Annotated in this window: 14 protein-coding genes; all 14 read right to left on the bottom strand. The window is 58.2% G+C overall.

The window, feature by feature from the left end; translation table 11 throughout:
* Positions 1-10: 10 nt before the first annotated feature.
* The 14 genes from K0H81_RS03770 to cobT all read right to left on the bottom strand — a co-directional run bounded on the left by K0H81_RS03770 (position 11) and on the right by cobT (position 14,294).
* Positions 11-1,384 (bottom strand): sensor histidine kinase, encoded by a 1,374-nt coding sequence (locus K0H81_RS03770; RefSeq protein WP_220059943.1) that lies wholly within the window; start codon positions 1,382-1,384, stop codon positions 11-13.
* Positions 1,384-2,850 carry a sigma-54-dependent transcriptional regulator gene (locus K0H81_RS03765; protein ID WP_220059942.1) on the bottom strand — a complete coding sequence of 489 codons (1,467 nt, stop codon included), beginning with the start codon at positions 2,848-2,850 and terminating at the stop codon, positions 1,384-1,386. The genes K0H81_RS03770 and K0H81_RS03765 overlap by 1 nt, the downstream gene beginning before the upstream one ends.
* 114 nt (positions 2,851-2,964) lie before the next feature.
* Positions 2,965-4,161: an ABC transporter permease gene (locus tag K0H81_RS03760; protein ID WP_220059941.1), complete on the bottom strand. Its 1,197-nt coding sequence runs from the start codon at positions 4,159-4,161 to the stop codon at positions 2,965-2,967.
* Between the two features lie 10 nt (positions 4,162-4,171).
* Positions 4,172-5,482 carry an ABC transporter permease gene (locus K0H81_RS03755; RefSeq protein ID WP_220059940.1) on the bottom strand — a complete coding sequence of 437 codons (1,311 nt, stop codon included), beginning with the start codon at positions 5,480-5,482 and terminating at the stop codon, positions 4,172-4,174.
* 11 nt (positions 5,483-5,493) lie between these two features.
* Positions 5,494-6,216 carry an ABC transporter ATP-binding protein gene (locus K0H81_RS03750; protein WP_011864529.1) on the bottom strand — a complete coding sequence of 241 codons (723 nt, stop codon included), beginning with the start codon at positions 6,214-6,216 and terminating at the stop codon, positions 5,494-5,496.
* A 64-nt stretch (positions 6,217-6,280) separates the two neighbouring features.
* The gene (locus tag K0H81_RS03745; protein WP_220044297.1) at positions 6,281-6,517 is read right to left on the bottom strand and encodes a hypothetical protein; all 237 of its coding nucleotides are present in this window, start codon (positions 6,515-6,517) and stop codon (positions 6,281-6,283) included.
* 11 nt (positions 6,518-6,528) lie between these two features.
* A complete protein-coding gene (locus tag K0H81_RS03740; protein WP_011864527.1) occupies positions 6,529-7,791 on the bottom strand; it encodes an efflux RND transporter periplasmic adaptor subunit in 1,263 nt (420 codons plus the stop codon).
* Between the two features lie 351 nt (positions 7,792-8,142).
* A complete protein-coding gene (locus K0H81_RS03735) occupies positions 8,143-8,526 on the bottom strand; it encodes an MAPEG family protein (RefSeq protein WP_220060784.1) in 384 nt (127 codons plus the stop codon).
* Positions 8,527-8,580: 54 nt separating this feature from the next.
* Positions 8,581-9,405 (bottom strand): cobalamin-binding protein, encoded by an 825-nt coding sequence (locus K0H81_RS03730; RefSeq protein WP_220059939.1) that lies wholly within the window; start codon positions 9,403-9,405, stop codon positions 8,581-8,583.
* Positions 9,406-9,650: 245 nt separating this feature from the next.
* The gene (cobO, locus tag K0H81_RS03725; RefSeq protein ID WP_220059938.1) at positions 9,651-10,280 is read right to left on the bottom strand and encodes a cob(I)yrinic acid a,c-diamide adenosyltransferase; all 630 of its coding nucleotides are present in this window, start codon (positions 10,278-10,280) and stop codon (positions 9,651-9,653) included.
* A 14-nt stretch (positions 10,281-10,294) separates the two neighbouring features.
* Positions 10,295-11,899 carry a cobyric acid synthase gene (locus K0H81_RS03720; protein WP_220059937.1) on the bottom strand — a complete coding sequence of 535 codons (1,605 nt, stop codon included), beginning with the start codon at positions 11,897-11,899 and terminating at the stop codon, positions 10,295-10,297.
* 12 nt (positions 11,900-11,911) lie between these two features.
* Positions 11,912-12,460, bottom strand: a complete 549-nt coding sequence (cobU, locus tag K0H81_RS03715; RefSeq protein WP_220059936.1) for a bifunctional adenosylcobinamide kinase/adenosylcobinamide-phosphate guanylyltransferase — start codon at positions 12,458-12,460, stop codon at positions 11,912-11,914.
* Entirely contained in the window at positions 12,457-13,224 is a 768-nt protein-coding gene (locus tag K0H81_RS03710) for an adenosylcobinamide-GDP ribazoletransferase (RefSeq protein ID WP_220059935.1), read from the bottom strand. Before K0H81_RS03710 ends, cobU begins: the two co-directional genes overlap by 4 nt.
* A 41-nt stretch (positions 13,225-13,265) precedes the next feature.
* Positions 13,266-14,294, bottom strand: a complete 1,029-nt coding sequence (gene cobT / locus K0H81_RS03705) for a nicotinate-nucleotide--dimethylbenzimidazole phosphoribosyltransferase (protein ID WP_220059934.1) — start codon at positions 14,292-14,294, stop codon at positions 13,266-13,268.
* Between the last annotated feature and the right edge of the window lie 74 nt (positions 14,295-14,368).

The raw sequence follows: 14,368 nt of genomic DNA, 5'->3' as shown, positions 1-14,368 counted from the left end.
AAATACCTGTTTAGGCGCTTGCCTGCCCGAGCTGCTGAGCCTGATCATAGGGCAGCCAGATCCGCACCAGCAGCCCCTTGTGCTCGCGGTTATGCAGACTGATACGGCCGTCATGGGCCTCGATGATCTCCCTACACAAAGGCAGGCCAAGGCCTGTACCCGACTGCTTGGTGGAATAGAAAGGCAGCAGCGCCTGAGTCAATACCTCCGGCGACATGCCGCTGCCCTCATCGGTTATCTCGATAGTCACCCCGTCGCTGCCATCGGCCAGGCCTTGCTCCCTGACACTTAGGCTTACCGACGCCTCGGGAGAACCCGACTCGTGGGCGTTCTTGAGTAGGTTCAGCAGCACCTGCTCCAGCTGAATCAGGTCAAAATAACCGCAGCGCCGGGGCAGCTCACCCACCAGACTGAAGCGGAAATGCTCGGCCAGTTGAGTCACCAACTTGTGCCAATCCACCTCGCTCTTCTTGGGCAGGGGCAGCTTGGCGAAGCGGGCATAATTGAAGATAAACTGGCTCAGATGGCTGGTCCTGTCCTCTATGGTGTCGAAGATCAGCTTAAGCTTAGGATCATCCAGCGGCTCGGTGAGCTTACGGCCCGAATTGACCATAGAAGCGATGGGCGCCACCGAGTTGTTGAGCTCGTGGCTGATGATGCGGATCACCTTCTTCCACACCGCCACCTCCTGACGGTTCAGCTCACGGGTCATCTGCTTGAGCAGAATGAGATGGTGATACTGACCGTTGAGCAGGAAGCGTCCACGCGAGAGATGCCAAGTCTCATCTTCGCCGCCCTCCTCCATGCACGCCAGGGTAAACAGGCCGCCCTTGGGATTGTTGACCGCACCGGCCAGCTCCTCGCTGACGCCGTTCAGCAACTCATCTAACATGCTGCCCTCGATACGCGCCCCCTGAGCAAACAGGTGGCGGGCGGCGTCGTTAGCGTAGATGATGCGCTGGCGATCATCGAGCAGCACCATGACATTAGGCGAGCTCTGGATCACCTTATCCAGCAGCAGCTCACGCTGATAGATATACTGACGCTCGCGGCGCAGCACGGCCGCCGACTCGTTAAACAGGCTGGCCAGCGCCTTGAGCTGGCTGTCCCCCGTCACAGGAATGTTCACGCTGAAATCATTGTCTTTGATGTTGAGCAGCCCCACCTCCAGCGCCTTGAGGCTAGTCGACAGCCCCCGGGTCAGCCAACGGCTGAGTAGCCAGGCAAAACCGCCGGACAGCAGCAGGCAGGCGACTATCAGCTCGGGCGCCACCGCCTGATACAGCGCGGGCGCCAGCATCTTGAGTAGCAGGATGAACAGAGCCAGCGCCAGCTGACTGACAATCACATTGCCCCAGATGAGCTTAGTGCGCAGCGTCGGCATTATTTCTCGATCCCAAATTTTTCCATGCGGCGATAGAGCGCCTGACGGCTCAGCCCCAGGGACTTGGCCACCCGGGCGATCACCCCGTTGTGCTCAGCCAGAGCCAGTTCGATATCGGCCCCAGTCGGCTCGCCGCGGCTAGCGGAATCAACCGTGGGTGCTCTGTCAGTTTCCGCCTCTTGCTCCGCGAAACGAGTATTCTGTCTCTGTTCCTGAGCCTGTTGCGACTCTACCGGGCTAGGTGCAGAAACCGAGCTGGTCGATGGTGCGCCGCTCACAGGATTTAAGCCGCTCACAGGCTTTAAACCAAAGTCAGCCATAGTCAGCATGGGGCTGGCGGCCAGGATCACCGCCCGCTTACAGGCGTTCTCCAGCTCGCGCACATTGCCCGGCCAAGGGTAGCTGACCAGCGCCTGCTGGGTGGGCTTACTCAGGCTAAAGTCCTGACCGATGAAGTGATTCACCAGGGGCAGGATATCGTCCTGACGCTGATTGAGGGGCGGCAAGGCCAGCTCGATCACATTGAGGCGATAGAAGAGATCCTCGCGGAAACGACCGCTGGCGATATCCTCGGCGAGATCCGCATTGGTGGCGCTGATCACCCGCACCTTGACCTTACGGGTCTGATGGCTGCCCAGACGCTCGAATTCGCCGGTCTGCAACACCCGCAGCAGCTTCACCTGACCCGACAACGGCAGGTTGCCTATCTCGTCGAGAAACAGGGTGCCACCGTCGGCCGCCTCGAAACGACCGATGCGGGCCTTATTGGCGCCGGTGAAGGCGCCCGCCTCGGCGCCAAACAGCTCGGCCTCCAGCAGCTCCATCGGCAGTGCGCCGATATTCACCTTGATGAAGGGCTTATGCTTAAGAGGAGAGTTGGCGTACAGTATGTCCGCCAGCTTGTCCTTACCGGCGCCGTTGGGGCCGGTGATCAACACTGATACGTCGGACTTGGCTATTTGCAGCGCCAGATCGATACAGCGCTGCATGGCGCCGCTACCGAAGACGATGCCGCACAGATCGGCATCCTTGATCGCCGACATCCGCTGATGCTCGGAGCGCGCCAGCTGCGAGTTTTGCCGCGACAGGGCGTGGAGGGATATCAGGTTGTTGACGCTGTTAAGCAGCTTATCATCGTCCCAGGGCTTGCCCATGTAGTCGGCGGCCCCCTCCTTCACCAGCTCCACCGCCAGCTCCAGTTGGGTCCAGGCGGTCAGGAGTATGATGGGTAGTTGCGGCTGACTGGCGCGGATATCGTAGAACAGGCGCTTGCCCTCCTCGCCCGAGGTGGTGTCCTGGGTGAAGTTCATATCCTGGATCACCAGGGCGATCTCCTGCTCGGCCACCAGGCCCAGCGCCTCCTCCGGGGAGAAACAAGTTAGGGTCTTAAATCCATTGAGTTCGAGCATCAGGGAGAGCGCGCTGCATACCGCCTGATTGTCGTCGACGATGAGAATCGTATCCATATATTCTTATTAACTTTTTACTTGCAGAGCAACAAACTAACCGAAAGCGCCGCCGATGAAAAGGACAAACGCTTTCGGTGTCTCTTGTTTAGCGCCCAGGGTTAAAGACCAGGCTTAAACGCTGCGGGTCGCCATGGCTGGCGAGATGTTCGCCGCCTTGCGCGCCGGCAGTACCACGGCAACCGTAGTCACCAGCATCATGCCTACTACCGTCATTAGCGGGTAGATCAGGTTGAGCTGCGGCAGATCATAGTACTTCATCAGCTGCTGCCCCAGCAGCACCGCCAGGCTGGCCCCTAATACGCCACCCGAGAGACAGATGAGGTAGTTCTCCACTAGGAAGAGGCTGAGGATATCCCCCTTGGTCGCTCCCAAGGCGCGGCGAGTGCCTATCTGCTTGGTGCGGCGCTGGATATTGAACATCACCATACCGGTCAGACCCAGGCTAGTGATCAACAGAAGCAGGACCACCATCATGGAGAGCACGGTTATCATCAGCTCGTGATCTCGATAGGAGCGCTTCTTCACCTCGGCGACAGACTGAAAATCGTCGATCACCCGGTTTGGATTCTCCTTCATCAAGGCCTTGGTGATGGCATCTTGCAACGCCTCATGCTGGCCGGGCTCCGCACGCACCATATAGCTATAACCCGCAAAATCGACGTTGTGGATCACGCTGTATTCCAGCTCATCGCTGTCGACCCAGGCGCCCTGAAACTTCTCCACCACGCCTATCACCTCTAGCTGCTCATCATCTACATAGAGCAACTTGCCGACGGCCGACTCACCCGGCCATACCGCCTCACCAAACGCCTTGGAGATGATCGCCAGCTTACCGGGATCGTTAACGCTCTTATTGATCTCATCGGCGTAGAAGTTGCGTCCCTCGATGAGCTTGAGCCCCAGCGTCTTAACGGTATGTTCTGTGCCCAGGTACATGGCAAACTGTGGTGTCGACTTGGCCGTCTCAGGATCTGGTCCCAGATTAAGGGTGCTCGACCAACCACTGCCACTCAGGGGCAACATGTTAGTGGAGGTGGCCGCCTGCACGTTAGGCAAACCGCGCAGGATCTGTTGATCTATCTTGTTCTGCTGTTCGCCATCTATGCTGGGATCGAAGTTAAACACACTAAAGGTCAACACCTCCTCTTCATTAATCCCAGAGTCACGCTGCATCATCTCGAGACGCTCATGGATGATAAAGCTGGCGTTGGCGACTATGGCCACCGACAGAATAATCTGCACCAGTAGCAATACCGGACCACTCTTACTGCGGAGCAAACTGCTAAAAATTGGTTTAATATTAAGCATTTTCAATCCCTTATTGGCTCTTCAAGTAGACACTTGGTTTAGTGCGGCACACCACCCAGGCAGGATAGAGCCCAGCCAGCAGCGCGGTGCCCACGGCGATGGTTGGGGTGATCAACCACATGCTCATGGAAAGATGGGTCAGTCCCTCGGCGACGCCGAAGCGTGCCGACAGGGCGTAGAGGGCGCCCCAGGCCCATAGCAGTCCCACCAGGCCACCAAACAGGCCGATGACGCCCACTTCCACCATGTACTGAGAGAAGATCTGGCCCCGGCTGGCGCCGATGGCACGTCTGACACCCACTTCGGGGGCACGCTTGAGAAACTTGGTCAGCATCAGGCCGAGAATATTGATCAGGCAGACGCTGAGGAACAGGGCGCTCAGTCCCACCAGAATCTTGTTATCTTCAGGCACCACATGGCTTCGCTCCAACCAGCCGTCGACATTTGACATGAGCACAGAGTCGACAGGTGACTTGTTATCGGTGAAACGGCCCAGCTCCTTCTGCTGTTCCACATAGTTGGCCAGATAGTTCTTATAAGCGGCGCGATCTTCAGGCGTCGGCAGATAGGTCCAGTACTCCAGCCACACCTTCTCTGAATTCAACCTGTCCTGATAGTTGTTCATCGGCTCATGTTTCCAACCCGATGAGTTGCCCCAGACGCTAAACTCCTCGTTTGCCGCCAGCGAAAATGGAATATAGATCTGCTCCGATTTGGCGAAGGCGCCACTGGTCGGATCGTAATACTTAGGCTGAGGATTCCAGTCGCCGATCACACCCACCACCTGATAGGGCTTACGGTTGAGGTAGATGGTCTTGCCGACGCTATTCTCGCCGCCAAACAGCTTCTGGTTAAGCTTCTCGCCGATCACCGCCTGATAGGCAGGGTCGAGATCCACCGCCTTGTCCCAGCGATTGCCATAGACAAAGGGCACCTCAAACATCTTGAAGAAGTCGCCATCCGTTACCCTGATGCCCTGCAACCTTGGCAACACCTCAGGATCGTCTGTCTGCACCGCCATGCCACTACGGAACATGGCCGCCTGGGCTGGGGCTACATTGCCCTTACGCAGGTTCATCGCATCCTGATAGGTGACCAGGCGATGAAAGTCGTCCCAGGAATCAGGGCCCTGTGACCAGAGCTGGATCGCGTTAAGCTGCTCCGAGCGCTCGCCGGCCGGGTTATAGGCCATCATGCTGTAGACGTTCAGCGTAGTGATGGTGATGCCTATCCCCACAGAGATGGCCAGCACCATGAGCAGTGACAGAATCGGCGTCTTGCGTATGCTGCGCCAGGCTAGATCGACGTAATATAGAAACATGCTTACTCTCCTTAGCTGGCCACTTTTTCGGCCGTATCGACCAGGTGCGACTGACCGCCCTGGTACAGGGTGAAGTCACACACCTGACCATCGACGATCTGAATATTGCGCTGGGCGCGGCGCGCCAATTCGGGATCGTGAGTCACCATGATGATGGTGGTGCCCGCCTTGTTGATCTCTTCTAAAAGCTCCATCACCTGACGAGCCATCAGGCTGTCCAAGTTACCTGTTGGCTCGTCGGCGAGGAGAAATCTTGGTTCGCCAGCCAGGGCGCGGGCAATCGCCACACGTTGCTGCTGACCACCGGAAAGTTGTGATGGCAGATGCTTCATACGCGCCCCCAGACCCACTTGCTCCAGCGCAGCCTTCACGCGGCGCTGACGCTCCTTGGCGTTGAAGCCGCGGTAGCGCAATGGCACCTCGACATTCTCCGCCAGGTTAAGGTCGGGGATCAGGTTAAAACCCTGAAAGATAAAGCCTATCTTCTCGTTGCGAATGGCGGCTGCCTTGTTATCGCTCAGGTTAGAGATGTTGACATCGTCCAGATGATATTCGCCGTTGGTAAAGCCCTCTAACAGGCCGGCGATGTTGAGAAAGGTGGTCTTGCCCGAACCAGACGGCCCGGTGACGGCGACAAACTCACCTTCCTTAACCTCGAGATTGAAATCCCGTAACGCATGGGTTTCCACCAAATCCGTTTTAAACACCTTGTTGATATTTTTCATCGTTAACATGGGTTGTATCCTTTGTTTTTGTATCGCGTTATTCAGTTTGTTATTACACCTATGCCCGGACGGACTAGGACAATCGGGCCAATAACCATTGAGTTAAATCACCGCCAACTCTGGCGACGTCGGGAAGTTGGTTACTATCGACCGGCTGCCCGTGCATGCCGGTCGCTTCTAATATGTTGAGCCCGAGCAGAAACCAGTCTGAGGCATCCTGGGTATAGACCTGAGTCGCCACCAGCAGGAGCAATAGCGCCAGTCCTGCGACCACTCGTTCTGGATGTAGCTTTATCATCAGGGTCTTCATCGCTTAGCTCCTTAGCGGATCAATACTTGTTCGGCGTTCTTAAAGGCGTCGGTGGAGGAGATGATCCACTGATCGCCGACCTCACCGCCCGAGACCACCTCTATGTGGCTCATGCTGCGGGCACCCAGTTGGATCTCGGTGCGCTCGGCCAGGTCGTTCTTGACGGCATAGACCAGGGTGCCGCCGCCACTGTTGACGAAGGGGCCACGCTTGACCATGAGCACGTCGGGACGATTTTCCAGTAAGACGCGGGCCGACAGACGCTGGTTCTGACGCAGGTGCAGTGCAGCTTGCTGCTCGAAGCGCACTCGGGTAGTCACCTCACGGTTACGCACCTCGGGAGAGATGGCCGACAGTTTGCCCATCACCAGCTGGCCACCGAAGTTAAGCTCGACATCCATGCCAATCCCCAGCTCGTCGGCGTAGGATTCTGGCACCGCCAGCTCGGCCTCGAAGGCGCTCAGATCCACTACTGTCAATATGGGCTGGCTCTGGCCGATACGGGCCTTCTGCTCCGTCAGCCAGTTACCTATGATGCCGCCGACGGGGGCCGTGATATTCAGCGCCGCCACCTGGCGTTCAAGCTCGGCGACCACCAGGGCCTGGCGATCCACCTCTGAGGCCTTGTTTTTCAGCTCGAAGCTGAGGGTATCTTTCATCAGCTCGGCTTCCTGCTGAGCGTGAGCGTAGAGCAGTTTGGCCTTGTGCAGCTCATCCTTGCTCTTCTCATAATCTATCTTAGAAATCAGGCTAGACTCGATCAGCTGGTCGCCACGGCGACTCTCGCGATCCGCCGCCTCGAGATCCACCTTGGCCATGTCCAGGGTCTGGATCGCCTTGAGCTGATCGCGGCGGGCGTCGAGACGGGCACGCTCCAGGCTGCTCTGCATTCCTTCCAGCAGCGCCTGTTGTTGCTTGAGGTTGTTGGTCAGGCTGTGGCTCTCTATGGTGGCGACCACCTGGCCCTGCTCTACCTTGTCACCCGGGTTGGCGATTAGGGTCACTGTGCCCTTCTCTGGGGCATAGAGGATAGGGGCGTTGGCGGCGACTATCTTGCCGGTAGAGGCGATATCACGCACTAAGGTGCCGCGTTCCAGGGTGGCAAAACGCAGCTCGCTACGGTCGATAGACTCGCTCACGCTGCTGCCACTGACGCTGGCCCACACCAGACCAGAAACCAGGAGAACGCCTGCGCCGATAGTGACAGGCCATTTGATGCGACGTCCCAGGCTGGGGGCAACTTGCTTATCTTGTGCGCTGGTATCTTTAATCATTGTTTATCCCTAACAGTGTCCGTTACTCGACCGAGTCGATTTCTGCCCATAAGGATTACAATTGCCGTGCCAACTTTTATACCCATTAACTTTCAACAACTTATACAGAAATGTCCGCTAAGTATTCCATGAAAGTGTCCGCGGACACCCGCAAAAGTGTCCGGTCATTTTCCCCGAGTGTCCGCATATGAGGAAAGCCGGACAGACGAGAAAGTACGGACATATGATAAAGCGTGGATAGAGCGTTAAAATACTTGGAAGATTAGCGAGCCAGTAAGCGGCAGCCCCCAACCACTGAGGGTAAAGGACTGCGCACATGGCGAACACACTTGCTGAGTATTGAGGAAGGAGTTAAAACGCCCGGGCGAAGATGGCGAAGGCGGCGATGATGGCCACGAACCAGGAAAGCGAACGAAGGGTGCTCTTATCCAGCAGGTAGAGGAGATGATAGGCACATCTTGCCAGCGCATGCACCAGGGCTAACAGACCAACTGTGTCGTCGACCTTGTCCCGTGCGATCACTGTCAGCACCGCCACGGCGAAGATCAGCAGGGACTCGAAGGCGTTCTGGTGGGCCGCCAAGGCGCGGGCGCCGAAGCCGGTCAGCTGCGCCTGCTGGCTTCTGGGATAGGCGTTGTCATAGCCACCCTGCTTGGCCATCGCCATGGCCACGGGCACCTTGGCCAGGTAGGGAAGCAACATGGCAAAGAGTAGGCAGGCCAGTAGCATAGTCATCATTTATCTCCTTATTATTTAGCGCATTGTTTTAGCTTTAGTTTTAGTTTGTGTTTATCTCGCCTTGTCCAGGGCCTTGCACAAAGATTCAATCCCTAAGATGGCCCTTGGAGTCGCCCGATGCAAGAGGTCGGCATCCAGTTGATAGATGTGGCGCTGCTTCACCGCCGGGATCTCCTGCCAGGCTGACCAGTCGATGCCGCGCACATTGCCCTCATCCTGACTCTGCAGAATCACCTGAGGTTGCTTGAGCAGCACGGCTTCCAGGCTCACCTGGGGATACTCGTTACCCGCGTCGCTAAACACATTCTCGCCGTGGCAGACCTGGATGATCTGCTCAATCCAGCTGCCCTCGGCCACCGTCATCAGGGGCACGGACCAGAGCTGATAGAAGACCCGCACCGCCGCCTTGGCCCGGTTCTCCTTACTGAGCGCCTTAAGGCCGATAAGGTACTGCTCGGCCACCCGCTCCGCTTCGCGCTCCTTGCCGGTCAGCTTACCCAGCGCCAGCAGATCGTCAGCCACCGCCTCCAACGTCTTAGGGTCGCTGTTATAGATGGGATAACCCAACTGGGTCAGGCGCTCGATATCCTCGCGCTTGTTGCCGCCGCCCCAGATGACAATCAGATCCGGGTCGAGCTCGATAACTTTCTCTATCTGTATGCCGTAGTAGCCGCCGATCCGCGGGATCGCCTTGGCCGCATCGGGAAAATCGGCGTGATCTGTGGTCGCGACCACCCTATCCCCCGCCCCGATACTAAACAGCATCTCCACCCCATGGGGCGACAGGGCGATGATCCGATTTGCAGGCGCCGCCTTAAGCCCAGGCACACACAGCAACAAGGCCAACATCAGCCACAGCTTAACCCTCATCTTCATCTATTCATTTTCCCTTTATTAATATCTATCCAGCCGATCACCGCAGGAGAATTTCAATCTGTTTGCTTCTGTGGCTAAGCCCGCGCAGACAATACCGCCACAGGAGCAAACAGGCAGAAAGCCAAATTGCGCCATGAAGTGCTCCAGTGCAAGGCGCCCCGCAATAAACGGCGAAGACATACCTACTGGTAGGCGAGCCGTGAATGAGGACGCAACGCCGCAATTGAGCACTGCAATAGCAATTTTCAGTAGTCGAAGCCGAGCTGGGCTTTAACTCCGCTCTCAAATGCATGCTTTATGGGCTGCACCTCACTCACCGTATCCGCAAGCTCCAAAATCGCCCTGTGACAGGCCCGTCCCGTAATAATCACATGCTGCATGGGCGGACGGTTCTTAAGTGCCGTCAGCACCCTGTCCAGATCCAGATAGTGATAGCTCACCATGTAGGTGAGTTCGTCCAGCAGCACTATGTCTATGGTGTCGTCGCTCAGCAGGGTCTCGGCCGCCTCCCAGGCACTCAGCGCCGCCAGGGTATCCTTCTCTCTGTCCTGGGTCTCCCAGGTAAAGCCGGTGGCCATCACATGAAACTCGACTCCCACCTTCTCCAGCACGGCGCGCTCGCCGCAGGGCCAATTGCCCTTGATAAACTGGACAACGGCGGCTTTCTTGCCATGACCGACGGCGCGGGTGATGTTGCCAAAACCCGCCGTGGTCTTGCCCTTGCCGTTGCCCGTCATCACCAGCAGCACGCCCTTTTCTGTCTGGGCCTTGGCGATCTTGGCGTCTACAGCCTCCTTCACCTTCTGCTGGCGTGCCTTATGACGCTCGGCCTTCTGATTTTCCGCCTGGTTTTCCGCCTGCTTGTCCGCGCTCATCTTCTCTCCTTTAGTTAATTATTCTTGTTTGGACGCCTCAGTGGCGTCTCGGCGAGGATGGCGCTCAGCCTCGCCATGTCCAGATGCTCGGCCAGGGTATCGGCCAGGCGATCTAACTGTGCCTGTTTGATCGCCTCAGGATCGACCGTGGCCACGCTGCTGAGCCCAGCCCAGCCAAGGAGCAGCGCACAGGCCGCAGGGCTGTCGAACAGACCATGCAGATAGCTGCCCAGGATCTGGCCATCATTGGACAAACAGCCCTCGTTAAACTGATTGCCCTCGTCACTCTCTAGGACAAGGGGCTTGGTCGCCTTTGACAACACCTTGGAGCGGCCACAGTGGATCTCATAACCTGCTATGCTGGCGCGCTCACCCGCCAGTTTTATCGTGCCTTTAACCTGAGCCAGACGCTTGTTTGGGGTCAGCTCTGTGACTATGGGCAGTAGCCCCAGGCCATCGCTGTCGCCAGCCTCGCCCTCGACCCCTTGGGGATCTTCGATGGCCAGCCCCAACATCTGATAGCCGCCACAGATGCCTATCACCTTGCCGCCATATCTCAGGTGGCGCTTAAGGGCGCGATCCCAGCCCTGTTCGACCATGGTGGCCAGGTCCTGCCGCACACTCTTGCTGCCGGGCAGTATGATGAGATCGACATCAATTGCCTGACCGTCGAACGCCTCGTTTACCTGCTGATAGCGAAAGTCGATCTCCGGATGCAGCCTAAGGGGGTCGAAATCTGTGTGATTGCTGATGCGGGGAAAGACCAGCACCAACACCCGAAAGCGAGTGTTGCCACTGCTCACCTGACGGGCATCCAGGGCGTCCTCGGCCTCCAGATGCAGATCGTTAAGATAGGGCAAGACGCCCAGCACGGGCTTGTCTATCCTGGCCTCTAGCCAATCCAGGCCAGGCTTAAGCAGAGAGATGTCGCCTCGAAAGCGATTGATCACCACGCCTCTGACTCTGGCCTGCTCGGATGCTGACAACAGTGCCAGGGTGCCGACGATATGGGCGAACACCCCGCCCTTGTCGATGTCGGCGATCAAGATCACCGGGCAGTCCACCGCCTCGGCGAAGCCCATGTTGGCGATATCGCCCTCGCGCAGGTTGATCTCCGCCGGGCTACCCGCCCCTTCCACCAAGATCAGCTCATACTGCTGCTCCAGGCGTGACAGCGAGTCCAGCACAGCCGCCATCGCCTTGGTGCGATAACCCTGGCTGTCTTTGCCAAAATAGGTCTGGGCCTCCATGTGGGACAGGGCCTTACCCTGCACTATCACCTGGGAGCTGGTGTCCGAGTTGGGTTTAAGCAGTATGGGGTTGAAGTCTGTGTGGGGCGAAAGATAACAGGCGTCGGCCTGCAGCGCCTGGGCGCGGCCTATCTCACCGCCGTCAAGGGTCACCGCGCTATTGAGCGCCATATTCTGCGGCTTGAAGGGCGCCACCCTGCGCCCCTCACGGGCGAAGTAGCGGCACAGGCCCGCCACCAGGGTGCTCTTCCCCGCATCCGAAGTGGTGCCCTGCACCATCAAGATATTGCCACTTGTCTCTTGATTGCTATTGCCCTGCTTGCTCTGTTTACTCTGGTTGGGCTGATTACTTAAGTTATCTGGTGTCATTGGCTACTCTTCCTATTCCTTGGCGCCCTGGCTCGTCTCATCCTTGAGGATCAGCGGCAGACCCGCGGTGACCAAGGTCACCTGCTGGGCTCGCTGAGCGATCGCCTGATGCAGCCAGCCCGCCTCGTCGACGAAGCGGCGACTCAAGGGGTCGGCCGGTACCACGCCGCAGCCCACCTCGTTGCTGATCAGCACGACAGCTCCTGGCGCAGTTTCCAAGGCGCGCAGCAGCTCCGCCTTAGCGCTCGGCCAGTCATCGCCCTCGAGTAGCTGATTGGTGAGCCAGAGGGTGAGGCAATCGACTAAGATCACCCGCTTCTCCCTGGCGTGAGTTTCGATACAGGCACTCAAGTGTAGCGGACACTCCAGGGTCTGCCAGGGCAAACCATCATCACGGCGCTCGTCCTGGTGGCGGGCGATACGCGCGCGCATCTCCTCATCCAGCCCCTGGGCGGTGGCCACAAACAGGCACTCATAACCCTTGGCCACATAATCGGCCACGAGGGAAAGGCCATGGCGAGACTTGCCGCTGCGGGCGCCGCCTAGAACCAGGTGCATCATAGGCTGATCACCAGGATAAACAGGTAACAGAGCAGCTCGATCATCTGCTGGGTCGCCCCCAGCACGTCGCCAGTGTAGCCGCCGATCTGACGGCGATAACTGCGTACCAGCAGCTGGCGCGCCGCCAGCAACACCAAACAGAGCGAGAGCGCCGAGGCGATACCGCTGAGCCAGAGGGTGAGGATGCCGGTCAACAGCAAAATTCCCAGCTCGTTGGGGGTCTGCGACTGGGCCAGAGGTTTGCTCTTGCTGCTGTCGTCATCCCGTACATAGGTCTCGGTGAAGATTAAGGAGGCCGCTACCATACGGCTCAGGCAGTGGCCCACCACCAAGGCTGCCATCACAAGATCGCCATCGAACAGGGCAATCTCACTGAGCAGCACAAACTTGAACAGCAGGCTAATCACCAGGGCGAGCACGCCATAGGTGCCGACACGCGAGTCTTTCATTATGGTGAGCTTATCCTGCACCTGCCAGCCACCACCGAATCCGTCGGCGGTATCCGCCAGGCCATCCTCGTGGAAGCCACCGGTGAGCAGCAGCCCGGCCACCATGGCGAGTAGGATGGCGACGCTGATGGGCAATACCTGAGTCGCCAGGCTATAGACCAGGGCGCAGATGCCACCGACAAGCACGCCGACCAGGGCGAAGTAACGGCTGGCCTGATTGAGCCGCTCATTGTCGACCTCCACCCATGCAGGCATGGGGATCCGGGTAAAGAAGCCCATGGCGATAAAAAACAGGTTTAACTCTCTGGCAAACATCTTCGCGCTTTCCCTTTTGGTTCCTTAGATTGTTATTGCCGCTAAATCGAAATGCCCATCTCTTCGAGGGAGGCCATCTCGTTGTAAAACGTGGCCGCCGCCTGCACCAGAGGCACCGCCAGCGCCGCCCCGGTCCCCTCACCGAGACGCAGTCCAAGAGACAAGAGCGGCTGGGCATTGAGATGCTCCAGCATCAGTTTGTGGCCGCGCTCGCCGGACTCGTGGGCGAAGATCATATAGTCCCGGGCGTGGGGCGCTATGGTCACCGCCGCCAGGGCCGCTGCCGTGGCGATGAAGCCGTCGATCAGCACCAGCATCTTCAGCTCCGCCGCCGCCAATATGGCACCGGCCATCTGCACTATCTCGAAGCCACCCAGACAGGCCAGCACACCATAGGGGTCGTCAAGCTGCTCGCGGTGCAGATGCAGCGCCTGCTCCACCAGCAGCTGTTTGCGTGCCAGGGTGGCGGCATCTATGCCTGTGCCCCGGCCGACACACTCGGCCGCCTCGCGCCCCATCAGCGCCGCCATGATGGCCGCCGCCGAGCTGGTGTTGCCTATGCCCATCTCGCCGAAGGCGATCAGGTTACAGCCGCGGCCGTGATGCAGCGCGACTCGCTCCCTGGCCATGGCGAAGCCCTGTTTGACTGCGCCCAGGGTCATGGCGGGCTCGCGATGAATCGCAGCTGTGCCGGCCCCCAGCCTGTGATTGATAAGCTTAGGCTGATCATGGATCTCCTGGGCGATGCCACAGTCGATCACCTCCATGGTGATCCCCCCTTGGGCACAGAACAGATTGATGGCCGCGCCGCCCTTGAGGAAATTCATCACCATCTGGGTGGTCACCTCGCTAGGTGCGATGGAGACCCCGGAGGCGGCGATACCGTGATCGCCGGCAAACACCAAAAGGGTTGGTTTGGTTATTTGCGGCTTGTCTGGACCCAGCACCCGAGCGATAGTCATCGCCAGGGTCTCGAGCGCGCCGAGGGCTCCGAGGGGCTTGGTCTTAGTGTCTATTTTCTGCTGGATCTTGGCATCGAACTCGCTACTTACCTCAGTGACTTCAAACATACTGGTACCTCATATCGCTCGCCCTCATTCTCGATTCTTTCCAATCCACACCTTCTTTGCTGGCATAGTTCAAT

This window comes from Shewanella halotolerans (assembly GCF_019457535.1).
In the GTDB taxonomy this organism is placed as follows: domain Bacteria; phylum Pseudomonadota; class Gammaproteobacteria; order Enterobacterales; family Shewanellaceae; genus Shewanella; species Shewanella halotolerans.
Note: the sequence above shows the minus strand (reverse complement) of the source record. Positions and strands in the feature narration are given on the sequence as shown.